This window comes from Rummeliibacillus sp. JY-2-4R, assembly GCF_053847205.1.
The window spans coordinates 3,596,482-3,622,524 of the sequence record NZ_CM132623.1 but is presented as its reverse complement, the minus strand read 5'-3'; the positions used below and the strand labels follow the sequence as shown (position 1 = coordinate 3,622,524).

Below are 26,043 nucleotides of genomic sequence, written 5' to 3'. Positions count from 1 at the left end.
GCTCGCATTAGCGGGCTCTTTTTGTGTGCTGAAAAATGAGAGGGGAAATCGAAATTGACATTGATAGCAGACCATAAACAACGCTTAAGACTAGCGCAAAAGGGCTTACAATCACTCGCTAAACGTGTGGGCAAAGGCGAATCATTACCCGCAGGCGACCGCTTAAAACTAAAGCAATTAGACGAAGAAGTAAAGCGCCTTGAAGCGATTATTAACGCTGAAAATGACGTTGCTTTATTCGCATACACATACTTTAGCGATGAGCGTAATTTAGACAACTCAGCGGGCAACTTTATTACGAATGGCGAAGGCAATACACCGCACGAAACAATTGCAGAAATGGCGCCAATCCACCGCGATATGTACGATATATCAGACGAAATTACGACGAAAGTAAAGGGCAAGTATGCGATATGCTGTCCGCGTGGCCATGCAAAGACAACGGTATTATCAACGATTCTAGCGCTACATGAAGTCGTATATCAAAAGCGTAAATATGTATTATTGCTATCAGAAACAGATACGCTGTCTAAACGTATTCTGACTGCTATTTCAACGCAATTAAAGCATAACGCGAAATTAAGACGCGACTTCGGCGAGCTATTAAATCCGATTAGCACTAAAAACGAAGTGGACAACGAAAATAACTTTATTACTAGCGCTAAGCAATTGGTCGAAGCGTCGTCCTCCGGTAAGGCACTCCGCGGTAAAACGCATCTTGGAAACCGTCCGGACTTAATTATTGCAGATGATTTAAGTTCTATGAACAACGAAGCAACAGAGCAACAACGCGAAAAGCTAATCGATTGGTGGAATACAACGATCACACCGCTAGGCTCACGCGATTGTGCGACTGTAATCGTAGGAACAAAAGTGACTGCGACAGGACTACTCGCTACTTTGCTTACAAAGCGTGAATATAAGAGCGTTACATATTCCGCAATTATTAACGGGCCTGATAATCCGAACTTATGGAGCGACTACTTGCATTTATACAATAGCGACGCATCACAAACCGACGTAGACGCCTATTACAACGGGCATCAAGCGGAAATGGAATCCGGCATTGAGCTTAGCTGGCCTCGTCGATGGACGTATCGAGCGCTTATGCACGAAAAGGCAACGATTGGCTCACGCGCATTTGCTAGCGAATACTTAAACGAATCATTTGCAGAAGATGAGCAATTCTTCAAAATGGATCGCTACGGCTACTGCAGACGTGTATTTGATAACGTGGCATATGCTGACGCCGTACATTACAACGGCAAGTATTACTATATTAACGATATGGTCCTTACACTCGCATATGACCCGGCACTTGGCGAAAGCAGACGGGCGGACTTAAATGCCTATGTATTAATTGGTAAACATAAAGAATCCGGCTACTACTTCGTCCTAGATACGTTCGCAAAACGTTGCGCGCCTTCCGAGTTTATGGAGGCAATCGTTGAAAAAGCGCTAGAAAATCGTATTCACAATATAGCGTTAGAAGGTATTGGAGCTTACCGTTTGCTAGAGGATGAATTACGCGAGCGCTTAAAACACGCAAGACTTTATAGCACGCGACTTAGCACAATTAAATCGCACGGTAAGCAATCAAAGCAAGCCCGCATTGAATCGCTAGAAGTACCGCTAGAAAATAAAACGATTATCTTAAACGAAAATGAGACGGAATTATTAACAGAGATGCGCTACTATCCAATGCCAGGGAACAAAGTTGACGTAATCGACGCGTTAAGCATGGCGTATGAGACAGCGACGAAGCGCGAGCCAGCGAAAGTAATGCCAAAGCCTGCGTGGCTTTAATAACAAAAGGGAGACGATACTATGACGAATATTGAAGTAATCACAGAGCCAAGCGCTATGACAGCGCCAACGATTGACGCGAAGAAATACGACCTTACGCCTGCACAATTAGAGGCAGCACAAGCCGTATTAAGTAACGAAATGACAATTAAGCGGAAAGGCAACCGCCGCAAGACGTATCAAGAACTGGCGGACGAGCTCGGCATTAGTCACGATACACTAGCGCGATGGAGAGCATTGCCGGAGTTTCAGCGTTATACGAAAGACTCAGCGCAAGCCTTCGTGAATAGCGGATTGGCAATGGCAGTAACGCGACTTTACGAATTGGCAGACGGTAGCATTACAGGATCGCCAAGTATTAAAGCAATCGAGATGATCTTAAGCATGGGCGGTCTTTATAGTAAGACGCAGACTCACGAAATTACAGTGGCGACTCAATCGCAAGGCATGGCGCAAGTTAGCGATGAAGAATTGGCGGAAATTGTTGCGGAATACGTAGAGGATTAATAATGGCGGGCATTGACGTGTAAAAGCGTTGGTGTCCGCTCTTTTTTTTATGTTCCGGATTAGTGAAAAGTGCACACATTTGCTATTAGTATATAGTAGCATTTATGTGCATTTTTTAAGCGGTATAGATGGTATTGCTATCTCCGTGAACGCTAGTGAGCGGTATGTTTAGACCTTAGTCTTTTAAGGCTCTAAAAAGAGCGAGCCTGTCATTCGAGGAAAAGCGCCTCTCATGACGATTAGCAATAATAACTTTATAACGCATTAGTACATATAGGCGCCATCCTTCGGTAGTTACCGCTAATACTCTATATCATTCAACGCTATGGTTTCGTTAGCCTACGAAAGAGAAGCATGTACTAATCCGGCTATACCGCGTAATATTGCGTATACTACCACTAACATTTGCACGACGGCGCCGGGAGGACGGACGAATAAAAACAGGGGGTCAGCGCGGATATTATATGCAGGATTTATACATCATGTTAGCTTCGTTATGCGAGGTTACTTTTCGTAACTATGCGCTATTGCTGCGTTAAAGGGCGATGCATAAAATATGTATATCGAATACTTACGTTACATGGCGCAAATGGCGTTATATCAACGTTTTAACTCTTAATCTAGTTTACATAACGTAAAATATAGGAAGTTAATTCCGTATGTTTATACATGCGTATGTCAAGCGATTTCTTACGTAAGATCTCCCCAACCGCCGGCACCGCATAGGCCGCTCATCTCCTGTCCGCACCTAATATTTCTCATTTTTAAGGCGGGGGTCAATCGGAGTTTCTTCTATATAAATATATCGATAGCTTTTCGCCATATTTTCGTCAGCTATATTTTTATTTCTGTAAAATTGTATCACGCATGTCCATCCGCTGAAAAGCCTATTTTAAAGGTGATTTGTTGCAGGTATAATAGCTGTCGAAAGGCGGTGAATATACGGTGATAAAAACTTATACACTTAAAGAAGCTTCAGATAAACTCGGAATCGCACAAAGCACGCTTAATGATCGAGTTAATATGATGGAAAGCGTAATCTTTGCTAGAGAAAATGGTAAACGCTGCATTAATGAAAATGAGTTAAATGTTTTATCTTACTTAGATGAGCAAATGAAAAGTCAAAGTGGAAAAAAGGATTTAAGATTAGCGTGTGAAGAAACAAAGGAAACTTTTTATACTGCTGTAAATATGAAAGAATTGAAACGTAAGTTAAAAGAAGTAAATGAGATGACACAGGAGATTATTGATTCATTAAAATAATACATATCAATTATTGAAAGATGATTTGTTGTAAAACGCCACTCTGCGTGCTACAATTGATTTACCAAAATTCGAAAATATTTGAAACGCATATTTTATGATAAATTCGCTCAGTAGCGCAGGAATCAATGGCATATCAGCGTCATATCAACGTCATATCAACGGTTCTCAGTACGTATCGTAAACGAAGTAAACCATATCAACCGCGTACTGTATGATGTAACTTCTAAGCCACCAGCTACAATTGAGTGGGAATAAACGTCAGCAACATCGAGGAGCAACTGCACCGCAGATGTTAGGGCTACGAAGTAGCGCTGACGTTTGCGACGAGCAATTACTTCTAAGTCGAAGCTAGAGTAATAATGAAGCATGTGAAGCACACTTCGTGGAAGTAGCAAATAACGTATTTCTTAAAAAAACTCTCTTTTATTCGTATGTTTTACGGATAGAAGAGAGTTTTTTAATGATTTATAGTTCCTGACTCAGTGCAAACATTAACCATTAATAATAATCAAATTACGTTTAGCGTAAAAAGCTCTACATGGAGTAAGTTCTACTTTAGAAGGCAAATATCAATGAGAATGAGTGCGATAAAGCAATGTTAATCTCGAATCTTTACGCCAAGCATAGCAGCTATTGCAGCAGCTTGGTCAAATCGAATTGACATTCCTTTTGCTAAGTTTGGTGATAGTTTTATATCTATAAAATCAGAAGATGATAAATCTACACCACTTAGTTTACTTTCTGTAAAATCTGCCATCTGTAAATTACATCTCAAGAATTCAATTTTATCAAAGCTTACATTTTGGAAAAACGTCTCTTCTAATTGACTATCCTCGAAACTAATCTGTTTAAACTTACTATCAGAGAAAACAGTATAGTTCATCAGGCAATCTTGCCAATGTATATCTTTTAGCATACTCCCGGTAAATTGAGAGCCAATCAACTTACAAGACTGAAACTGGCAACGATAAAATATAGATTTGTTAAATTCAAAATTAGATAAATCACATTTCTTGAATACAATATCCAAAAATTCCATTTGAGAATAATCATTTAACAAGAATCGGCAATTTTCAAATTGCACTTCTTGTAATTGCTTTCTGCCGAACCGACAATCAATCTCACAATCAATGAAATGTGTATTTTCTTCAATATCTTCTAGTGCAACATGGTCACTTTGGATAGTTTGTGTATAGTTTGTGGAAGGTGCCGTAATTTTGTTCATGTGATCGCCTCTTTTGCTATTGTTTTGTAAATATTATGTCGTATATGGTTCGAAAAATAAAACATTATCATTGGAAGGAATTTTACATTTACTCCAATGTAAGGGTTATTCACGAACTATTATCTAATAAAATAAAATAATGTTCGGAAAAGTATTGATATGACATAAAAAGCATGATATATTATCAAAGTAAATTAAATCACGTCGTCGTATAATGTCGGGAATATGGCCCGAAAGTTTCTACCGAGTTACCGTAAATGACTTGACTACGATTATTAGAAGAAGGTATTTAACTTCTTTAATATCTTTACAGGAAAACCAGTAAAGAATCGTAGGCAGTCAACTTACAATCCAAGTTGATTGTCTTTTTTATTCTCACAAGACGTATAAGACGGCATACGGAGGATTAATCATGAAAAAGTATTTCCAATTTGAAGAACTTGGCACAAATTATCGCCGAGAGATAATTGGGGGAGTTACAACATTCCTAGCTATGGCGTATGTATTGGCGCTAAATCCACTTATTTTAACGCTAGCTGATGTAAAAGATTTGCCGGATGCTATGCGTATGGATTATGGCTCAGTATTTGTAGCAACAGCTTTAGCAGCAGCAGTTGGCTCATTCATCATGGGCTTTATAGCGAAATATCCTATTGGTTTAGCACCGGGGATGGGTCTGAATGCATTCTTTGCTTACACAGTAGTTTTAACTTATCATATACCATGGCAAACTGGTTTAACTGGTGTATTTTTCTCGGGAATTATCTTTATTATCCTTTCTTTAACAGGTGTTCGTGAAACAATTATTAATGCCATCCCTGTTCAGTTGAAATATGCTGTTTCTGCAGGTATTGGTTTATTCATAACTTTTGTTGGTTTGAAAAATGCAGGTATTGTTGTAGCAAATAAGAGTACATTTATCACTCTAGGTGATTTCACAAATGGTAATGTGTTATTAGCTATCGCAGGTATTTTCATCACAGTTATTTTATTAGCCCGAAAAGTAAAAGCAGGTATTTTCTACGGAATGGTAATCACAACCGTTATCGGCATGATTTTCGGTTTAGTAGATGTGCCAAAATCACTTGTTGCATCAATTCCAAGTGTGTCTCCAACTTTCGGTGTCGCATTAAATCCGATTATTCATGATCCTTCTTCTTTATTTAATATGAAATTTTTAGTAGTTGTATTAACATTCTTATTCGTTGACTTCTTTGATACAGCTGGTACATTAATGGCTGTAGCAAATCAAGCGGGATTAGTAAAAGACAACAAATTACCACGTGCTGGTAAAGCATTACTAGCAGATGCATTAGGTACAACAGTTGGTTCTATCTTCGGTACTTCAACAACTACTGCATATGTTGAATCTACTGCTGGTGTTGGTGCAGGTGCAAGATCTGGATTTGCAGCAGTGGTCGTAGGTATTCTTTTCCTACTAGCATTGTTCTTCTCACCATTACTAAGTGTTGTAACGACAGCGGTAACAACGCCTGCATTAGTAATTGTTGGTGTTATGATGGCATCATCATTACGTTTGATTGAATGGGATAAATTTGAAATTGCTGTACCAGCATTTATGACAATGTTCATGATGCCAATGGGGTACAGTATTGCATCTGGTATCGCAGTTGGATTCATCTTCTATCCAGTTACAATGTTACTTGCAGGACGCAAAAAAGAAGTTCATCCATTAATGTATGTTTTATTCTTCGTATTCCTAGCATACTTCATATGGGTTAGATAAATTCAAATTAAAATAGCAGCTCTCCTATATAAGGGGGCTGCTATTTTTTATGCTAGTTTAATAGAAGAAAGATAAGCAATCTTATATGATCATTGCATTTTAAATTAATATGTTGACAATTGGTAAATAGGAGAGTATAGTTATGAACGTTGCCTCATTAAGAGATAACAAACTTCAAAACCGATTTAAAACTTCTAATTTAAAAAGCTCTTGACTTTGGGGATTAGACGTGATAGAATATATGAGTCGTTAAGATAAAGACAAGATATGAACCTTGAAAACTGAACAAGCAAGACGTTAATCAATAAACTTTGTTCACTAACTTCTGTTAGTGACAAGGACAAACTATAGATATCATCTTTGATGATACGCTAGCAAAGCTAATGAGCTTTCAAACTTTACTTTTATGGAGAGTTTGATCCTGGCTCAGGACGAACGCTGGCGGCGTGCCTAATACATGCAAGTCGAGCGAATGACGAGGAGCTTGCTCCTTGAGATTTAGCGGCGGACGGGTGAGTAACACGTGGGCAACCTGCCCTGTAGACTGGGATAACTTCGGGAAACCGGAGCTAATACCGGATAATCCATTTCACTTCATGGTGAAATGTTGAAAGGCGCTTTCGCGTCACTACAGGATGGGCCCGCGGTGCATTAGCTAGTTGGTGGGGTAACGGCCTACCAAGGCGACGATGCATAGCCGACCTGAGAGGGTGATCGGCCACATTGGGACTGAGACACGGCCCAAACTCCTACGGGAGGCAGCAGTAGGGAATCTTCCACAATGGACGAAAGTCTGATGGAGCAACGCCGCGTGAGTGATGAAGGTTTTCGGATCGTAAAACTCTGTTGTAAGGGAAGAACAAGTACGTTAGGAAATGAACGTACCTTGACGGTACCTTATTAGAAAGCCACGGCTAACTACGTGCCAGCAGCCGCGGTAATACGTAGGTGGCAAGCGTTGTCCGGATTTATTGGGCGTAAAGCGCGCGCAGGTGGTTTCTTAAGTCTGATGTGAAAGCCCACGGCTCAACCGTGGAGGGTCATTGGAAACTGGGAGACTTGAGTGCAGAAGAGGAAAGTGGAATTCCAAGTGTAGCGGTGAAATGCGTAGAGATTTGGAGGAACACCAGTGGCGAAGGCGACTTTCTGGTCTGTAACTGACGCTGAGGCGCGAAAGCATGGGGAGCAAACAGGATTAGATACCCTGGTAGTCCATGCCGTAAACGATGAGTGCTAAGTGTTAGGGGGTTTCCGCCCCTTAGTGCTGCAGCTAACGCATTAAGCACTCCGCCTGGGGAGTACGACCGCAAGGTTGAAACTCAAAGGAATTGACGGGGGCCCGCACAAGCGGTGGAGCATGTGGTTTAATTCGAAGCAACGCGAAGAACCTTACCAGGTCTTGACATCCCAGTGACCGCTCTAGAGATAGAGTTTTCCCTTCGGGGACATTGGTGACAGGTGGTGCATGGTTGTCGTCAGCTCGTGTCGTGAGATGTTGGGTTAAGTCCCGCAACGAGCGCAACCCTTAATCTTAGTTGCCATCATTTAGTTGGGCACTCTAAGGTGACTGCCGGTGACAAACCGGAGGAAGGTGGGGATGACGTCAAATCATCATGCCCCTTATGACCTGGGCTACACACGTGCTACAATGGACGGTACAAAGAGTCGCTAACTCGCGAGAGCACGCTAATCTCATAAAACCGTTCTCAGTTCGGATTGTAGGCTGCAACTCGCCTACATGAAGCCGGAATCGCTAGTAATCGCGGATCAGCATGCCGCGGTGAATACGTTCCCGGGCCTTGTACACACCGCCCGTCACACCACGAGAGTTTGTAACACCCGAAGTCGGTGAGGTAACCTTTTGGGGCCAGCCGCCGAAGGTGGGATAGATGATTGGGGTGAAGTCGTAACAAGGTAGCCGTATCGGAAGGTGCGGCTGGATCACCTCCTTTCTAAGGAATATTTCGGAATAGAGAACGTGGTTCTCTAGATTAACGCTTGCTGTTCAGTTTTGAAGGCTCATCGCTTTCAAAACATTGTTCTTTGAAAACTGGATAAAACGACATTGAAAAATTCTTAAGTAACACATTTTTTTATATTAAGTTTTAAATTTTTTAGGCTTAATAACTTATAGGTTAAGTTATTAAGGGCGCATGGCGGATGCCTTGGCACTAGAAGCCGATGAAGGACGGCACTAACACCGATATGCTTCGGGGAGCTGTAAGTAAGCTTTGATCCGGAGATTTCCGAATGGGGAAACCCACTATTCGTAATGGAATAGTATCTTGACGTGAATACATAGCGTCATGATGGCAGACTCAGGGAACTGAAACATCTAAGTACCTGAAGGAAGAGAAAGAAATTTCGATTCCCTTAGTAGCGGCGAGCGAAACGGGAACAGCCCAAACCAAGAGGCTTGCCTCTTGGGGTTGTAGGACACTCTATATGGAGTTACAAAGGAATGAATTAGACGAAGCGGTTTGGAAAGACCTACCGAAGAAGGTAACAGTCCTGTAGTCAAAAGTTCATTCTCTCCTGAGTGGATCCTGAGTACGGCGGAACACGTGAAATTCCGTCGGAATCTGGGAGGACCATCTCCTAAGGCTAAATACTCTCTAGTGACCGATAGTGAACCAGTACCGTGAGGGAAAGGTGAAAAGCACCCCGGGAGGGGAGTGAAAGAGATCCTGAAACCATGTGCCTACAAGTAGTTAGAGCCCGTTAATGGGTGATAGCGTGCCTTTTGTAGAATGAACCGGCGAGTTACGATTACATGCAAGGTTAAGTTGAAAAGACGGAGCCGTAGCGAAAGCGAGTCTGAATAGGGCGAATGAGTATGTGGTTGTAGACCCGAAACCAGGTGATCTACCCATGTCCAGGGTGAAGGTAAGGTAACACTTACTGGAGGCCCGAACCCACGCACGTTGAAAAGTGCGGGGATGAGGTGTGGGTAGCGGAGAAATTCCAATCGAACTTGGAGATAGCTGGTTCTCTCCGAAATAGCTTTAGGGCTAGCCTCGTGATAGAGAATCTTGGAGGTAGAGCACTGTTTGAACTAGGGGTCCATCCCGGATTACCGAATTCAGACAAACTCCGAATGCCAATGATTTATGCACGGGAGTCAGACTGCGAGTGATAAGATCCGTAGTCAAAAGGGAAACAGCCCAGACCACCAGCTAAGGTCCCAAAGTAATTGTTAAGTGGAAAAGGATGTGACGTTGCTTAGACAACCAGGATGTTGGCTCAGAAGCAGCCACCATTTAAAGAGTGCGTAATAGCTCACTGGTCGAGTGACGCTGCGCCGAAAATGTATCGGGGCTAAACAATTCACCGAAGCTGTGGATAGACATCTATGATGTCTGTGGTAGGAGAGCGTTCTAAGTGCTGTGAAGTCAGACCGGAAGGACTGGTGGAGCGCTTAGAAGTGAGAATGCCGGTATGAGTAGCGAAAGATGGGTGAGAATCCCATCCACCGAATGACTAAGGTTTCCTGAGGAAGGCTCGTCCTCTCAGGGTTAGTCGGGACCTAAGCCGAGGCCGATAGGCGTAGGCGATGGATAACAGGTTGATATTCCTGTACCACCTCCCTACCATTTGAGTAATGGGGGGACACAGTAGGATAGGGTAAGCGCACTGTTGGTTATGTGCGTCTAAATAGTAAGGCGTGAGAGTAGGCAAATCCGCTCTCTATAACGTTGAGCTATGATGGCGAGCGGTTTACCGCGAAGTTCCTGATTTCACACTGTCAAGAAAAGCCTCTAGCGAGGTAGGAGGTGCCCGTACCGCAAACCGACACAGGTAGTCGAGGAGAGAATCCTAAGGTGAGCGAGAGAACTCTCGTTAAGGAACTCGGCAAAATGACCCCGTAACTTCGGGAGAAGGGGTGCTCTAGTAGGGTGCAAGCCCGAGAGAGCCGCAGTGAATAGGCCCAGGCGACTGTTTAGCAAAAACACAGGTCTCTGCAAAACCGTAAGGTGACGTATAGGGGCTGACGCCTGCCCGGTGCTGGAAGGTTAAGGGGATTGCTTAGCGTAAGCGAAGGTGAGAACCGAAGCCCCAGTAAACGGCGGCCGTAACTATAACGGTCCTAAGGTAGCGAAATTCCTTGTCGGGTAAGTTCCGACCCGCACGAAAGGCGTAACGATCTGGGCACTGTCTCAACGAGAGACTCGGTGAAATTATAGTACCTGTGAAGATGCAGGTTACCCGCGACAGGACGGAAAGACCCCGTGGAGCTTTACTGTAGCCTGATATTGAATTTTGGTACAGCTTGTACAGGATAGGTAGGAGCCTGAGATACCGGAGCGCCAGCTTCGGTGGAGGCGTCCTTGGGATACTACCCCAGCTGTATTGAAATTCTAACCCGTACCCCTATATCGGGGTAGGAGACAGTGTCAGGCGGACAGTTTGACTGGGGCGGTCGCCTCCTAAAGAGTAACGGAGGCGCCCAAAGGTTCCCTCAGAATGGTTGGAAATCATTCGCAGAGTGTAAAGGCACAAGGGAGCTTGACTGCGAGACCTACAAGTCGAGCAGGGTCGAAAGACGGGCTTAGTGATCCGGTGGTTCCGCATGGAAGGGCCATCGCTCAACGGATAAAAGCTACCCCGGGGATAACAGGCTTATCTCCCCCAAGAGTCCACATCGACGGGGAGGTTTGGCACCTCGATGTCGGCTCATCGCATCCTGGGGCTGTAGTCGGTCCCAAGGGTTGGGCTGTTCGCCCATTAAAGCGGTACGCGAGCTGGGTTCAGAACGTCGTGAGACAGTTCGGTCCCTATCCGTCGTGGGCGTAGGAAATTTGAGAGGAGCTGTCCTTAGTACGAGAGGACCGGGATGGACACACCGCTGGTGTACCAGTTGTTCTGCCAAGAGCATCGCTGGGTAGCTATGTGTGGACGGGATAAGTGCTGAAAGCATCTAAGCATGAAGCCCCCCTCAAGATGAGATTTCCCATTACGCAAGTAAGTAAGATCCCTTGAAGACGACAAGGTAGATAGGTTCGAGGTGGAAGTGTGGTGACACATGGAGCTGACGAATACTAATAGATCGAGGACTTAACCAAACGTTATTTTAAGAACTTCAATGAAAGTTTATCCAGTTTTGAAAGAACAATTCTTTCTTTATAAATAGTCTAGTAATGATGGCAAAGAGGTCACACCTGTTCCCATGCCGAACACAGAAGTTAAGCTCTTTAGCGCCAATGGTAGTTGGGGGCTGTCCCCCTGCGAGAGTAGGACGTTGCTAGGCTCACTAAGGTACTGCTGAAATTATCAGTAGTACCTTTTTTATTTGTCTTTAATAAAGTGTTTAGGGGTTAACACTAATGAAAAAAATGCTATTCCCTATTCCCTTACTAAATTCATTTAATGGACTCATTTTAAGAAACCCACATTATTTACTTTGAATAATATCGTTATACAATTTCTCAAGAAGTTCTAATGGTAGTGAAAACTTAGTTGTTTTTTCGTTACGCCAATTAGTAATGATATCTACCTGATCTCCCTTTTTCTCTACTTCTAATAGGGCATTTTCCCCTTTATCTCTGATAGCAACAAAGACGTTCCCGTTTCTCTTATATTGTTGTTTATAATCATAAAACAGATTGTGATTGCTCATCCAAATTACTCCTTTCAATAACACTATTGGACAAAATTAGATTTATATCTTATAAAATAGACAATTTTTGTCGACTGCTGTTTTAAAAGTAACACAAAAAACAATTCAATAAAATCAAATTGAGCTTGTAAATATTAGAGAAAAATCTATATAAATATTGCTCAAGTTTAGTTATATAAAATTTTACTCAACTGTAATTTTGGCAACATAGTGCCTAATTTTATAATGTAATCGCTTTCTTTAACGGATTAAAGCGTTAAATTAAAATAGATGATGAAATAGTATTGACAAACTATTCCTAGTACACTAGTATATTACTCTATAACGTATAGATTTTTGTAAATTACGAGATAAAATTAGACATAAGGCAAAAAAATGCGTTTTTTTCTAGAAAATGAATATGTCGAATGTAATGAGAAAATAATCAAAAGGGGATGTGTAATTGTTGAAGAGTTTAAAAGAACGAGCTTTAGATATGCATAAAGAATTGGTTGGAAAGTTGGACGTTCAAATCAAGTTGCCCGTAGAAACTATTGAGGATTTAAGTTTAGCGTATTCTCCAGGCGTTGCTGAGCCTTGTATTGAAATTGAGAAGGATCCAAATAAAGTCTATGACTATACTATGAAGGGGAATTTAGTAGGTGTAGTGACAGATGGTACAGCTGTTCTTGGACTAGGGGATATTGGTCCTGAAGCTGCATTACCAGTAATGGAAGGTAAAGCATTGTTATTAAAACGATTTGCTAATGTAAATGCCTTTCCAATTTGCTTGGATACAAAAGATCCTGAAGAAATTATTCAAACAGTAAAAGCAATCAGCCCAACATTTGGTGCGATTAATCTAGAGGATATTGCTGCACCACGTTGTTTCATCATCGAAGAAAGACTCCGTCAAGAATGTAATATACCAGTATTCCATGATGATCAACATGGTACTGCAATAGTAGTTGGGGCTGGATTATTAAATGCTTTGAAAATCGTTAAGAAGGATATAAAAGATGTTCGAATTGTGATTAATGGTGCCGGTGCCGCAGGGATTTCTATTTTACGCTTACTACGTGATTTAGGTTTTGAACATATGGTTGTTTGTGATACGAAAGGAACTATTTATAAGGATCGTAAAGTAGGGATGAATCCTATGAAGGAACGAATTGCAGAATTTAGCAATGTAGATGGCCTTCAAGGTACATTAGAAGATGCTTTAGTAGGTGCAGATATCTTTATCGGTGTCTCTGTAGCGAATTTATTAACTGAGAAAATGATTAAGTCTATGAGCAATGATCCAATCGTCTTCGCTCTAGCTAATCCAACTCCTGAGATATCATATGAAAATGCAATAGAGTGGGGAGTCCGTATTATTGCAACAGGGAGATCTGATTATCCTAATCAAATTAACAATATGCTTGCATTCCCTGGTATTTTCAGAGGGGCTTTAGATGTACGAGCTTCAGATATTAATGAAGAGATGAAGTTAGCGGCAGTATCGGCCATTGCATCCATTATTAATGAACAAGACTTGGAAAACGGTCGCATCGTACCGGAAATCTTTGACGGGAGAGTAACGGATACTGTTGCTGAGGCTGTTAGAGATGCAGCAATTTCAACAGGGGTGGCACGACTGCAAGAAGAAAAAATTGTAGAAACTTTATAATTGGTTAAAAATGCGCAGACTTCTATGTTCTGCGCATTTTTTTGCAATAGAAAGTGTCATAGCAGTTATAATATAAAAAGAATCGTGTAAGGATGTGACACTTTGGCAAAGAGACAAGTATGGTTTGAAGTAGAAGAAACGGAAACAATTGATGAATGTTTGGAAAGAATGAAGAGAGAAGGGTATATGCCGGTTGGGAGAAAAGAAGAGCCTCTTTTTCAAATGGTGAATGGTGAACCTGTCCCAATTCGACAAATCATCAAATTTAAAGGCATGTTAATAGAAGAATAGAATAAAATTCCATTAAAATACGAACGATGTACTTTTTGATTTATACATTGTTCGTATTTTGTTGTTGACTTGTATTCTTTCTACTGATAAAATGAAGAAAAACATCGAATCCCCATATATGCTAGAGGATTGGCTCTAGTGTCTCTACCCAGCACCGTAAATGCTGGACTATGCGGGAAAGCAACTTTGGAAAAGTACAGGAAAAGTATATTTTTATTGATCCCTGTCATTTTAAATCCTTAGGTATTCGCTTTTCGCGCATAGTATTATGTGTGAATTGAGGTATCTGAGGATTTTTTATTTGTCCGGATAAAGGACGGTCAAATCAGTGGGTGAAGAAAATCCCCACTGTTTGAAGTTTCACTCTATAGGAGGAGCATATACATGAATCCGAAAATTGGCGTCATCATGGGTAGTTCAAGTGATTGGGAAACTATGAAGCATGCTTGTGATATTTTAGATGAATTAGAAATTGCATATGAGAAAAAGGTAGTCTCTGCTCATCGCACCCCTGATTTGATGTTCGAATATGCACAGGAAGCGCGTAACAGAGGTTTACAAGTAATAATAGCCGGAGCTGGTGGTGCAGCGCATTTACCTGGTATGGTAGCTGCTAAAACAACATTACCGGTAATCGGTGTTCCAGTTCAATCAAGGGCTTTAAATGGACTTGATTCATTGCTTTCAATTGTGCAAATGCCTGGAGGTGTTCCAGTAGCAACTGTAGCTATTGGAAAATCTGGTGCAACGAATGCAGGATTATTAGCGGCTCAAATTCTATCGACAACGGATGAGACCATTACGAAGAAATTAGAAGTAAGAAGACAAGAGATGAAGATGAAAGCCTTAGAAAGCACAGGTGAATTACAGTGATGAAGACGATTTTCCCTGGCCAAACCATTGGCATTATCGGGGGTGGTCAACTTGGACGCATGATGGCACTTGCAGCAAGAGAAGCAGGATTTAAAATTGCTGTGTTAGAGCCAACGATGGATTCTCCATGTGGTCAAGTTGCAGATATTCGAATTGTTGCGCCATACAATGACGAGGCAGCTCTTGAAGAATTGGCGGAAGTCAGTGACGTAATCACATACGAATTTGAAAATATAGATTATGAGGGTCTTAAACGATTAACTCAAATTGCTTATGTTCCACAGGGTGCTGAAATTATTAAAATTACACAAGACCGTATCCTAGAAAAAGCGACAATCAAAGAAGCTGGCACTCCAGTAGCAAATTATATTGCTTGCCAAACTTTTAATGAGTTTGTTCAAAATATTGAAAAAGTAGGGTACCCTTGTGTCGTAAAAACAGCTCGTGGAGGATATGACGGGAAAGGTCAGCAAACGATTCGTTCAATGGATGAATTAAAACTTGCAGCACCCTTATTTGAACATTCATCTTGTGTAGCAGAAGCATTTGTACCATTTACAATGGAAATTTCGGTCATTGTTCAACGTAATGTGCAAGGCGAGACATATTGCTTACCAATTGGTGAGAACATACATGTCAACCATATCCTTCATGAAACAATCGTGCCAGCTCGGATTGAGGATAAAACAGCTTCCTTAGCAATCGAGGCAGCAGAGAAAATTGCAGATTATCTTCAACTTATTGGTACATTAGCTGTAGAAATGTTCGTATTAGAAGATGGTACAATTCTGATTAATGAGTTAGCACCAAGACCTCATAATTCTGGCCATTACTCAATTGAAGCTTGTAATATATCACAATTTGCTCAGCATATTCGAGCAATCTGTGGCTGGCCTTTACGCAAGCCAAAACTTTGGAGCCCTTCTGTTATGGTCAATATTTTAGGGCAGCATGTGGCACCAGTTACAAACGCATTACCAAAATATCCAAATTGGTCTATTCACCTTTATGGAAAACAACAAGCAAAGAAGAATCGAAAGATGGGACATGTTACAATTATGACGGATGATCTTGATCATACTATTAGAGAAATTAATGATTCTGCCATCTGGGCAGAATAGAAGGAGACAATTATGATAGCACGTTATACTCGTCCTGAGATGGGCGCAATTTGGACAGAACAAAACAGATATCAAGCATGGTTAGAGGTAGAGATTTTAGCATGTGAAGCTTGGTCTGAACTTGGAGAAATTCCAAAAGAAGATGTAGCGAAAATCCGTGAAAATGCAACTTTCGATATTGATCGCATTCTAGAAATTGAAAAGGACACTCGCCATGATGTGGTAGCATTTACTCGCGCCGTATCTGAATCACTTGGAGAAGAACGCAAATGGGTACATTACGGCTTAACTTCAACAGACGTTGTAGATACAGCACTTTCTTTCCAATTAAAACAAGCAAATGAAATCCTAAGAAAAGATATTAACAATTTCATCAACATTATTGCCGAAAAAGCAAAAGAACATAAATACACAGTAATGATGGGCCGTACGCATGGTGTTCACGCTGAACCAACTACTTTTGGCTTAAAACTTGCACTATGGTATGAAGAAATGAAGCGTAACCTAGAACGCTTTGAAGCAGCAGCTAAAACAATTGAAACAGGGAAAATCTCTGGTGCAGTAGGAACTTACGCAAATATTGATCCATTTGTAGAACAATATGTTTGCGAAAAATTAGGTCTACAAGCTGCACCGATTTCAACTCAAACATTACAACGTGACCGCCACGCTGAATATATTGCAACACTAGCATTAGTTGCAACATCCATTGAAAAATTCGCTACGGAAATTCGTGGACTACAAAAATCAGAAACACGTGAAGTAGAAGAATTCTTCGCAAAAGGTCAAAAAGGGTCTTCTGCAATGCCTCATAAACGTAACCCAATCGGCTCAGAAAATATGGTTGGTATGGCACGTGTCATCCGTGGCCATATGTTGACTGCATACGAAAACGTTTCTTTATGGCATGAACGTGATATTTCACATTCTTCTGCAGAACGTATCATTTTACCTGATACAACAATCGGCTTAAATTACATGTTAAATCGCTTTGGTAACATCGTGAAAAACCTAACTGTTTTCCCAGAGAATATGAAACGCAATATGGGGCGCACTTTTGGTTTAATCTACTCACAACGCGTGTTACTAGCATTAATCGACAAGGGTCTTGTACGTGAGGAAGCATATGATACTGTTCAACCACTAACTGCAAAAGCATGGGATGAACAAATTCAATTCCGTGAACTTGTCGACGCAGATGAAAAAATTACTTCTTATCTTTCAAAAGAAGAACTAGATGATTGCTTCGATTATCATTATCACCTAAAGAATGTGGATATGATTTTCGATCGTCTAGGCTTAAACTAAATAACTAAACCTACCGGGGGAATAAACAGTGGAAAAAGGTCAACTTTTGTATGAAGGAAAAGCAAAAAGATTGTATACAACGGAAGATGAACAAATTTTGTTTGTTGAATACAAAGATAGCGCTACAGCATTCAACGGTGAAAAGAAAGCAGAAATTGCAGGGAAAGGTGTTTTAAATAACAGCATTACATCATTGATCTTTGACAAATTAAAAGCAGCTGGTATTGATTCACACTTCGTTGAAAAAATTTCAGACAACGAACAACTTGTGAAAAAAGTGGATATTATCCCAATTGAATTAGTTATCCGTAATATCACTGCTGGTAGCCTTGCGAAACGATTAGGAATGGAAGAAGGAACACCTCTTAAACGTCCAATCGTAGAATTTTATTACAAAGATGATGACCTTGGAGACCCGTTTATCTCGGAAGAACATATTGACGTAATGGGCATCGCTTCTAAAGAAGAAGTGAGAGCCCTTTACGACAATGGCTTAAAGGTAAATGAAATCTTGCGTCCATTTTTCAATGAAATTGGTGTGATATTAGTAGATTTCAAACTAGAATTTGGCCGTGATGAAAATGGCAATGTTCTACTAGCAGATGAAATATCACCTGATACATGTCGCTTATGGGACGCAGAAACAAAGCAACATCTTGATAAGGATGTATTCCGCCGTGATCTTGGTGACTTAACTGAAGTGTACGAAATCATATTATCCCGTTTAGGAGGAGTATCAAAATGAAAAAAGTAAAAGTCTTCGTAACCCTACGTGAGAGTGTATTAGACCCACAAGGTACTGCTGTGAAAGGTTCTTTACACAAAATGGGTTATGACGAAGTAAGAGATGTTCGTATTGGTAAATATTTAGAATTACAAATCGATCCTTCTGAACGTGATATTGATGGAATTGTAAAAGAAATGAGTGAAAAACTTTTAGCGAATACGGTTATTGAAGATTATCGTTATGAGATCGAGGAGGCTAACTAGAGATGAAATTCGCAGTACTCGTATTCCCGGGCTCGAACTGTGACTTAGATATGTATCACGCAATCAAAGACGAACTCGGTGAAGATGTAGAATACGTATGGCATGATGCAACAGATTTAAGCGAGTATGACGGTATATTACTTCCAGGTGGATTCTCTTATGGTGATTATCTTCGCTGTGGCGCGATGACTCGTTTTACGAATGTGATGCCAGAAGTGGTAAAGGCAGCAGAAGCTGGTAAGCCTGTTCTAGGCGTTTGCAACGGTTTTCAAATTTTAACAGAGGCAGGACTACTCCCTGGAGCACTGTTACGAAATAAGAATTTGAAATTTATGTGTCGTACTGTTCAGTTAAAAGTTGAAAACAACAACACATTATTTACAAACCAATATGAAAAAGACCAAGTGATTAAAGTTCCAATTGCACACGGTGAAGGAAATTACTATTGTGATGAAACAACACTACAACAATTAAAAGACAATAACCAAATCGTCTTTACTTATGAAGGTGACAATCCAAACGGTAGTTTAGAAAATATCGCTGGTATTATCAACGAAAAAGGAAATGTTCTTGGTATGATGCCACATCCAGAACGTGCAGTGAATGACATAATCGGTGGAGCAGATGGTCTTAAATTATTCAAATCAATTGTCAAACAGTGGAGGGAATCATATGTCAACCAAGCTTGAACCAACAAATGAGCAAATTAAAGAACAAAAGTTATACGCTGGGATGGGCTTGTCAGACGAAGAATTTGCTTTAGTGGAAAAAATTCTAGGACGCACACCAAACTGGACAGAGACTGGACTTTTCTCTGTTATGTGGTCTGAACATTGTTCTTATAAAAACTCTAAACCAGTGCTACGTAAATTTCCAACAAAAGGGCCTCATGTATTACAAGGACCTGGTGAAGGTGCTGGAATTGTTGACATTGGTGACGAGCAAGCGGTTGTTTTCAAGATGGAATCTCACAATCATCCTTCAGCAATAGAACCTTATCAAGGTGCTGCTACAGGTGTTGGCGGTATTATTCGAGATGTATTTTCAATGGGTGCACGCCCAATTGCAATGTTAAACTCTCTACGTTTCGGTGAACTAGATGCATCTGAACGTGTGAAATATTTATTTGAAGAAGTCGTAGCAGGGATTGCAGGCTACGGAAACTGTATTGGTATTCCAACAGTTGGTGGTGAAATTCAATTCGATCCATGTTATGAGGGAAATCCTCTTGTCAATGCGATGTGTGTTGGGTTAATTGACCATAAGGATATCCAAAAAGGTATTGCTTCTGGTGTAGGCAATACTGTGATGTATGTTGGTGCGAAAACAGGTAGAGATGGGATTCATGGAGCAACATTTGCTTCCGAAGAATTAAGCGAATCTTCAGAAGAAAAGCGCCCAGCTGTCCAAGTTGGAGATCCATTTATGGAAAAATTGTTGCTTGAAGCTTGTCTTGAGCTTGTAAAGTTTGACTCTCTTGTTGGTATTCAAGATATGGGTGCTGCAGGTCTTACTTCATCCTCAGCGGAAATGGCTTCTAAAGCAGGGTTTGGTATTGAAATGGACTTAGATTTAGTCCCACAACGTGAAACAGATATGACACCTTATGAAATGATGCTTTCAGAATCACAAGAGCGCATGTTAATCGTTGTGAAAAAAGGCCATGAACAAGAAATTGTAGACCTATTTGAAAAGTACGGCTTAGATGCCGTAGCAGTTGGTCATGTAACAGAGGATAAAATGCTTCGCTTACTCCATAAAGGTGAAGTTGTAGCAAATGTTCCTGCTGATGCTTTAGCAGAAGATGCACCTGTCTATCATAAACCTTCTAAAGAACCAACATATTTTGCAGAATTTAAGCAGATTGAAAACGTAGAACCCGCTGTTGAAAACTACAAAGAGACACTGTTAGCACTTCTTAAACAAGCTACTATTGCCTCAAAAGAATGGGTTTATGATCAATACGATTACCAAGTACGTACATCAACTGTTGTAACACCTGGTTCTGATGCGGCTGTAGTTCGTGTTCGTGGTACAAACAAAGGACTTGCTATGACAACAGATTGTAACTCACGCTACATCTATTTAGATCCAGAAGTGGGCGGCAAGATTGCTGTAGCAGAAGCAGCACGTAATATTGTTTGTTCTGGCGGTAGACCACTTGCAATAACAGATTGCTTAAACTTTGGGAATCCAGAAAAACCAGAAGTCTTCTGGCAAATTGAAAAATCAGCAGATGGTATTTCTGAAGCATGCTTAGCATTAAATGCACCTGTCATCGGCGGTAATGTTTCACTTTACAATGAACGTAGTGGTGTTGCAATTTATCCAACTCCAACAATCGGTATGGTAGGTTTAGTAGAAGATTTAGCACATACAACAACACAACAACTAAAAGCAGCAGATGATTTGATTTATCTAATTGGTGATACGAAAACAGAATTTGGTGGTTCTGAACTTCAAAAACTACTAAATAACGGTAAGATTTTCGGACTTGCTCCATCTATTGATCTAACAGTAGAAGCAGCTAGACAAGAAGAGTTATTGAAAGCTATTCAACAAGGTCTTGTAGTATCTGCACATGATCTTGCTGAAGGTGGTCTTGCAGTAGCTTTAGCAGAAACAACTTTTGGTACTGAATTCGGTGTAGATGTAACAGTAGATGGATCAAATGTAACTGCATTATTTAGTGAATCACAATCACGTTTCCTAGTTACTGTGAAAAGGGAAAATGCACAAAGCTTCGAATCAATCGTTCAAGATGCAACAAAAATCGGTACTGTTTTAGATAATCCTGAGTTCATTATTCGTAATGCAAAGAATGAAATTTTAATCGAGGGTTCCGTATCAGAATTCCAAGATGCTTGGAAAGGGGCTATACCATGCTTGGTGAAATCAGAGGCTTAAATGAGGAATGTGGAGTTTTTGGAATTTGGGGTCATGAAAACCCTGCACAAATGGCTTATTACGGATTACACGCACTTCAACACCGAGGTCAAGAAGGAGCAGGTATTGCCGTAACGGATGGTGAAAAGATTCAAGCGGTAAGAGGAGAAGGATTAGTCAACGAAGTCTTTAACGGCGACAAATTAAGTACGCTGAAAGGGAAAGCATCCATTGCACACGTTCGCTATGCAACTGCTGGCGGTCGTACACTTGACAATGTTCAACCATTGCTTTTCCACTCCTCGACAGGAAGTCTTTCCATTGCTCATAATGGGAACTTGGTTAATGCAAACCATTTGAAAAGACATTTAGAACGTCAAGGAAGCATCTTCCAAACAACTTCTGATACAGAAGTATTGGCTCATCTTTTAAAACGCAGTGGTTTCGGTTCTATAAATGATCGTGCAAAAAATGCGTTAACTTTATTGAAAGGTGCTTATGCATTTTTAATTTTGACAGAAGATGAAATGTTAGTTGCTTTAGATCCACATGGTTTACGTCCATTATCTCTTGGGAAACTAGACGATGCTTGGGTTGTAGCTTCAGAAACTTGTGCTTTTGATATTATCGGTGCAGAGTTTGTACGATCTGTAGAACCAGGTGAACTCATTACGATTAATGATGAAGGCTTGAAATCAGAGAAATTTGCATATCCTGCAGAGCGTGCTATTTGCACACTGGAATATGTCTACTTCTCACGTCCAGATTCAGATATCGATGGCATTAACATACATTCAGCACGTAAACGTTTGGGCATCCAACTCGCAAAAGAAGCTGCACATATCGAGGCAGATGTTGTAACAGGTGTACCAGACTCAAGTATCTCAGCTGCAATCGGCTTCTCTGAAGAAAGTGGTATTCCTTACGAATTAGGATTGATTAAAAACCGTTATGTCGGTAGAACATTTATCCAACCAACACAGGAAATGCGTGAACGAGGCGTGAAGATGAAACTATCACCAGTTCGCCAAGTCGTTCAAGGTAAAAGAGTAGTAATGGTGGATGACTCGATTGTACGCGGTACGACATCCCGCAGAATCGTTAATATGCTAAAAGAAGCAGGTGCTACAGAGGTGCATGTGGTGATCAGTTCGCCTCCAATGACAAATCCTTGCTACTACGGAATTGACACATCTACATCAGAAGAATTGATAGCATCTAATCACAGTGTAGAAGATATCCGTGAAGCAATTGGCGCAGATTCACTTACTTATTTATCAGTAGAAGGTATGGTTAAAGCTATTGGAAGAACAGATGAAGGTCCAAACTGTGGACACTGTTTAGCATGCTTCACTGGTAAATACCCAACAGAAATATTCCCAGATACCGTTCTGCCACATGAAAAAGAATTGGTACACCATTAATAGGAGGAAACATCATGTCAAAAGCATATGAACAAGCAGGCGTCAATATTGAAGCCGGTTATGAAGCAGTACAACGTATGAAATCACATGTAGAGCGTACAGCAAGAAAAGGCATCCTAGGAACATTTGGTGGATTTGGTGGCATGTTTGATTTATCCGAACTCAACTTAAAAGAACCAGTTCTTATTTCAGGAACAGATGGTGTCGGAACAAAATTAAAGTTGGCATTTATGGTAGGTAAACACGACACAATTGGGATTGACTGTGTGGCAATGTGTGTCAATGATATTGTGGCACAGGGGGCTGAACCACTGTATTTCTTAGATTATGTAGCAGTTGGTAAGGCAGTTCCTGCAAAAATCGAACAAATCGTAAAAGGGGTAGCAGATGGTTGTGTACAATCTGGCGCTGCTTTAATTGGTGGAGAAACAGCAGAAATGCCTGGTCTCTATAATGAAGAGGAATATGATTTAGCTGGATTTGCTGTAGGGGCAACAGAAAAAGCGAATATTGTGACCGGTAAACGAATCGTTAAAGGTGATGTGCTAGTCGGGCTTGCTTCTAGTGGCGTACATTCAAATGGGTACTCACTCGTTCGTAAAATCGTTTTCGCAGACGCTGGGTTCACGCCAGATACAGTTATAGCTGGCTTCGAAGATCTTGGTCAAATTGGCGAAGCGCTTCTAACTCCAACGAAAATCTATGCAAAGCCAGTACTTGAAATGTTAAAAGAGTGCGATATTCATGGCATGGCACATGTAACAGGGGGAGGCTTCTATGAAAACCTTCCACGAATGATGCCAGACGGACTTGCAACAGAAATTGAACTAGGATCATGGCCTGTTTTACCAATCTTCGAATTCCTTAAACTACAAGGAGATTTGCAACAACGTGATTTATACAATGTCTTCAATATGGGAATTGGGTTTGTATTAGCAGTTCCTGAAACTGAAGTGGATCGCGTAAAAGCTATTGCAAAAGCACATGGCGAAAATGCCTATACAATTGGTCGTGTTGTTGAAGGAGAAGGGGTTATTTTCAACGGTGAGCATGATGGGAGTTTAGTGTAATGACGAAACAAGTATCTATCGCAGTATTTGCTTCAGGGAGCGGTACAAACTTCCAAGCAATTCAAGATGCGATTGAAAGTGGCAAGCTTCAAGCTAAAATCGAATTAGTAGTGACTGACAAAAGCGGTGCGTATGTAACAAAACGTGCCGCTGAAAAAAGGATTCCAGTCTTAGCTTTTAGTCCGAAAGAATTTGAATCGAAGGAAGCTTATGAAAAGGAAATATTAAAAGTATTGCAAGAAAATCATGTGGAATGGCTAGTATTAGCAGGATATATGCGTTTAATCGGCCATACTTTACTTTCAGCTTATCCTTCTAAAATTATTAATATTCATCCGTCATTACTACCATCTTTTCCTGGAAAAGACGCCATTGGACAAGCGATGAATCATGGAGTAAAGGTAACTGGCGTCACAGTCCACTTTGTCGATGAAGGCATGGATACAGGTAAGATTATTATGCAAAAAGCAGTTTGTGTGATTGATGGTAATCGCGAACAAACAGAACAAGCGATTCATGAAGTAGAGCACGAAATTTATCCAGCTGCATTACAAACCTTATTAGTATAATTATAGAGAATATTACTACAACCTATATACCTACATACTATATGTTGGTTAAAACTCAAGGAGGAAATTATAGTGTCAAAACGTGCATTAATTAGTGTTTCTGATAAATCAGGCATCTTAGAATTTGCGAAGGAATTGGAAGCATTAGACTATGAAATTTTATCAACTGGTGGTACAAAAAAACACTTACAAGAAAATGGCGTTAAAGTAACTTCTGTTGATGAAGTAACAAAATTCCCTGAAATCTTAGGTGGTCGTGTAAAAACATTAAACCCAATGATTCATGGTGGACTTCTTGCAAAATATGATGATCCGGAACATCAAGCTCAAATGCAAGAACATGGGATTGAGCCAATTGAAATTGTTTGTGTAAACCTTTACCCATTCGTTGAAACGATTTCAAAACCAAATGTCGAATTTGCGGATGCAATTGAAAATATTGATATTGGTGGTCCTACAATGCTACGTTCAGCTGCGAAAAACCAAAAATATGTAACGGTCATCGTAGATGCTAACGACTATCCAAAAGTATTAGAAGAATTAAAAGCAGAAGGTTCTACAACACTTGAAACTCGTCGTCATCTTGCAGCGAAAGTATTCCGTCATACTGCAGCGTATGATTCCTATATTTCTAACTATTTAACTGACTATCTAGGTGAAGAATTCCCAGAACAATTAACATTAACATATGAATTGAAACAACCACTTCGCTATGGCGAAAACCCTCACCAAAAAGCAGCATTCTACCAAAAACGTCTTGGTTCTGATTTCTCTATTGCCTATGCTGAACAATTACATGGTAAAGAGTTATCTTATAACAATATTCAAGATGCAAACGCAGCTCTTCAAATGATTAAAGAGTATAAACAACCTGCAGCAGTTGCAGTGAAACATATGAACCCATGTGGCGTTGGTACTGGAGAAACAATTGCTGAAGCATTCAATACAGCATACGAAGCTGACTCAACTTCTATTTTCGGTGGGATCGTTGCTCTAAATCGTGAAGTTGACGCTGAAACTGCTGAAAAACTAGCAAGTATCTTCCTAGAAATTATCATTGCTCCAGGATTCACAGAAGAAGCTATTGAAAAATTAACAGTGAAGAAAAATGTTCGTCTTCTTAAAATCTCATTTGAACAACAAAAACAAGATCAATACAATACTGTATCTGTTGAAGGTGGTTTACTTGTTCAAGAACCTGACCGTAAAGGCTTTGAAGATGCAGAGCTTACTGTAACAACAGAACGCAAACCAACTGAAGAAGAATGGGAAGCATTAAAACTAGGTTGGTCTGTTGTAAAACATGTTAAATCCAATGCTATTGTTGTAACAGATAACAAAATGACACTTGGTGTTGGTGCTGGTCAAATGAACCGTGTTGGATCTGCTAAAATTGCCCTTGAACAGGCTGGAGAAAAAGCAAAAGGTGCAAGCCTAGCTTCTGATGCATACTTCCCAATGCCAGATACAGTAGAAGAAGCTGCAAAAGCAGGAATTACAGCTATTATCCACCCAGGGGGTTCTAAACGCGACCAAGACTCTATTGACGTTGCAAACAAATACGGAATCGCAATGGTGACAACTGGAATACGTCATTTTAAACACTAATAACTGTATACAAATTCTATTAAATAACAATAAAAAAGGAACACGCCCGGTAGCCTGAGCGTGTTTTCTTGTCTAAGGAGGAAA

The 26,043-nt window shown here is 40.6% G+C and carries 19 protein-coding genes, 3 rRNA genes, 1 pseudogene and 2 riboswitches; of the genes and pseudogenes, 21 read left to right on the top strand and 2 right to left on the bottom strand.

Features of this window, described 5'->3' with window-relative positions; genetic code table 11:
• Positions 1-54 precede the first annotated feature (54 nt).
• From ACWV26_RS17710 to ACWV26_RS17695, 4 genes and pseudogenes are all read left to right on the top strand, one after another.
• Positions 55-1,806: a hypothetical protein gene (locus ACWV26_RS17710; RefSeq protein WP_455895995.1), complete on the top strand. Its 1,752-nt coding sequence runs from the start codon at positions 55-57 to the stop codon at positions 1,804-1,806.
• Positions 1,807-1,827: 21 nt separating this feature from the next.
• Positions 1,828-2,313 carry a phBC6A51 family helix-turn-helix protein gene (locus ACWV26_RS17705; RefSeq protein WP_455895994.1) on the top strand — a complete coding sequence of 162 codons (486 nt, stop codon included), beginning with the start codon at positions 1,828-1,830 and terminating at the stop codon, positions 2,311-2,313.
• 945 nt (positions 2,314-3,258) lie between these two features.
• Positions 3,259-3,576, top strand: coding sequence for a hypothetical protein (locus ACWV26_RS17700; protein ID WP_455895993.1), 318 nt, complete (start codon positions 3,259-3,261; stop codon positions 3,574-3,576).
• A 159-nt stretch (positions 3,577-3,735) separates the two neighbouring features.
• A pseudogene (locus ACWV26_RS17695) lies at positions 3,736-3,834 on the top strand (GMP synthase (glutamine-hydrolyzing)); the annotation flags it as partial.
• 343 nt (positions 3,835-4,177) lie between these two features.
• On the opposite strand, the gene ACWV26_RS17690 reads toward ACWV26_RS17695, so the two are convergent.
• A complete protein-coding gene (locus tag ACWV26_RS17690; RefSeq protein ID WP_455895992.1) occupies positions 4,178-4,804 on the bottom strand; it encodes a pentapeptide repeat-containing protein in 627 nt (208 codons plus the stop codon).
• Between the two features lie 187 nt (positions 4,805-4,991).
• Positions 4,992-5,093, top strand: a riboswitch (purine riboswitch).
• A gap of 123 nt (positions 5,094-5,216) precedes the next feature.
• Between ACWV26_RS17690 and ACWV26_RS17685 the strand changes: the two genes are divergently transcribed.
• From ACWV26_RS17685 to rrf, 4 genes are all read left to right on the top strand, one after another.
• Positions 5,217-6,551: an NCS2 family permease gene (locus tag ACWV26_RS17685; protein ID WP_455895991.1), complete on the top strand. Its 1,335-nt coding sequence runs from the start codon at positions 5,217-5,219 to the stop codon at positions 6,549-6,551.
• A 403-nt stretch (positions 6,552-6,954) separates the two neighbouring features.
• A 16S ribosomal RNA gene (locus ACWV26_RS17680) occupies positions 6,955-8,503 on the top strand.
• 181 nt (positions 8,504-8,684) lie between these two features.
• Positions 8,685-11,614, top strand: a 23S ribosomal RNA gene (locus ACWV26_RS17675).
• 68 nt (positions 11,615-11,682) lie between these two features.
• Positions 11,683-11,799: ribosomal RNA gene (gene rrf / locus ACWV26_RS17670) — 5S ribosomal RNA — on the top strand.
• The 16S, 23S and 5S rRNA genes sit together here, the layout of an rRNA operon.
• Positions 11,800-11,943: 144 nt before the next feature.
• Here the strand turns inward: rrf and ACWV26_RS17665 are convergent.
• The gene (locus tag ACWV26_RS17665; RefSeq protein WP_455895990.1) at positions 11,944-12,168 is read right to left on the bottom strand and encodes a hypothetical protein; all 225 of its coding nucleotides are present in this window, start codon (positions 12,166-12,168) and stop codon (positions 11,944-11,946) included.
• A gap of 475 nt (positions 12,169-12,643) precedes the next feature.
• Between ACWV26_RS17665 and ACWV26_RS17660 the strand changes: the two genes are divergently transcribed.
• From ACWV26_RS17660 to purH, 13 genes are all read left to right on the top strand, one after another.
• Entirely contained in the window at positions 12,644-13,819 is a 1,176-nt protein-coding gene (locus tag ACWV26_RS17660; protein ID WP_455898293.1) for an NAD(P)-dependent malic enzyme, read from the top strand.
• 102 nt (positions 13,820-13,921) lie between these two features.
• Complete coding sequence (locus tag ACWV26_RS17655; protein WP_455895989.1) at positions 13,922-14,110, top strand: NETI motif-containing protein; 189 nt, start codon at positions 13,922-13,924, stop codon at positions 14,108-14,110.
• Between the two features lie 92 nt (positions 14,111-14,202).
• A riboswitch (purine riboswitch) is annotated at positions 14,203-14,301 on the top strand.
• A 193-nt stretch (positions 14,302-14,494) separates the two neighbouring features.
• A complete protein-coding gene (gene purE / locus ACWV26_RS17650) occupies positions 14,495-14,983 on the top strand; it encodes a 5-(carboxyamino)imidazole ribonucleotide mutase (RefSeq protein WP_455895988.1) in 489 nt (162 codons plus the stop codon).
• Positions 14,980-16,104 (top strand): 5-(carboxyamino)imidazole ribonucleotide synthase, encoded by a 1,125-nt coding sequence (gene purK, locus ACWV26_RS17645; RefSeq protein WP_455895987.1) that lies wholly within the window; start codon positions 14,980-14,982, stop codon positions 16,102-16,104. The genes purE and purK overlap by 4 nt, the downstream gene beginning before the upstream one ends.
• 12 nt (positions 16,105-16,116) lie before the next feature.
• The gene (gene purB / locus ACWV26_RS17640; RefSeq protein WP_455895986.1) at positions 16,117-17,412 is read left to right on the top strand and encodes an adenylosuccinate lyase; all 1,296 of its coding nucleotides are present in this window, start codon (positions 16,117-16,119) and stop codon (positions 17,410-17,412) included.
• Between the two features lie 28 nt (positions 17,413-17,440).
• Complete coding sequence (purC, locus tag ACWV26_RS17635) at positions 17,441-18,157, top strand: phosphoribosylaminoimidazolesuccinocarboxamide synthase (protein ID WP_455895985.1); 717 nt, start codon at positions 17,441-17,443, stop codon at positions 18,155-18,157.
• Complete coding sequence (gene purS / locus ACWV26_RS17630) at positions 18,154-18,402, top strand: phosphoribosylformylglycinamidine synthase subunit PurS (RefSeq protein WP_455895984.1); 249 nt, start codon at positions 18,154-18,156, stop codon at positions 18,400-18,402. Before purC ends, purS begins: the two co-directional genes overlap by 4 nt.
• 2 nt (positions 18,403-18,404) lie before the next feature.
• Entirely contained in the window at positions 18,405-19,091 is a 687-nt protein-coding gene (gene purQ, locus ACWV26_RS17625) for a phosphoribosylformylglycinamidine synthase subunit PurQ (RefSeq protein WP_455895983.1), read from the top strand.
• Complete coding sequence (gene purL, locus ACWV26_RS17620; RefSeq protein ID WP_455895982.1) at positions 19,075-21,309, top strand: phosphoribosylformylglycinamidine synthase subunit PurL; 2,235 nt, start codon at positions 19,075-19,077, stop codon at positions 21,307-21,309. Before purQ ends, purL begins: the two co-directional genes overlap by 17 nt.
• Positions 21,285-22,712, top strand: a complete 1,428-nt coding sequence (gene purF, locus ACWV26_RS17615; protein WP_455895981.1) for an amidophosphoribosyltransferase — start codon at positions 21,285-21,287, stop codon at positions 22,710-22,712. Before purL ends, purF begins: the two co-directional genes overlap by 25 nt.
• 14 nt (positions 22,713-22,726) lie before the next feature.
• Complete coding sequence (gene purM / locus ACWV26_RS17610; RefSeq protein WP_455895980.1) at positions 22,727-23,782, top strand: phosphoribosylformylglycinamidine cyclo-ligase; 1,056 nt, start codon at positions 22,727-22,729, stop codon at positions 23,780-23,782.
• Positions 23,782-24,351 (top strand): phosphoribosylglycinamide formyltransferase, encoded by a 570-nt coding sequence (gene purN, locus ACWV26_RS17605; RefSeq protein ID WP_455895979.1) that lies wholly within the window; start codon positions 23,782-23,784, stop codon positions 24,349-24,351. Before purM ends, purN begins: the two co-directional genes overlap by 1 nt.
• Positions 24,352-24,423: 72 nt before the next feature.
• Positions 24,424-25,959 (top strand): bifunctional phosphoribosylaminoimidazolecarboxamide formyltransferase/IMP cyclohydrolase, encoded by a 1,536-nt coding sequence (purH, locus tag ACWV26_RS17600; protein WP_455895978.1) that lies wholly within the window; start codon positions 24,424-24,426, stop codon positions 25,957-25,959.
• The last annotated feature ends 84 nt before the right edge of the window (positions 25,960-26,043 follow it).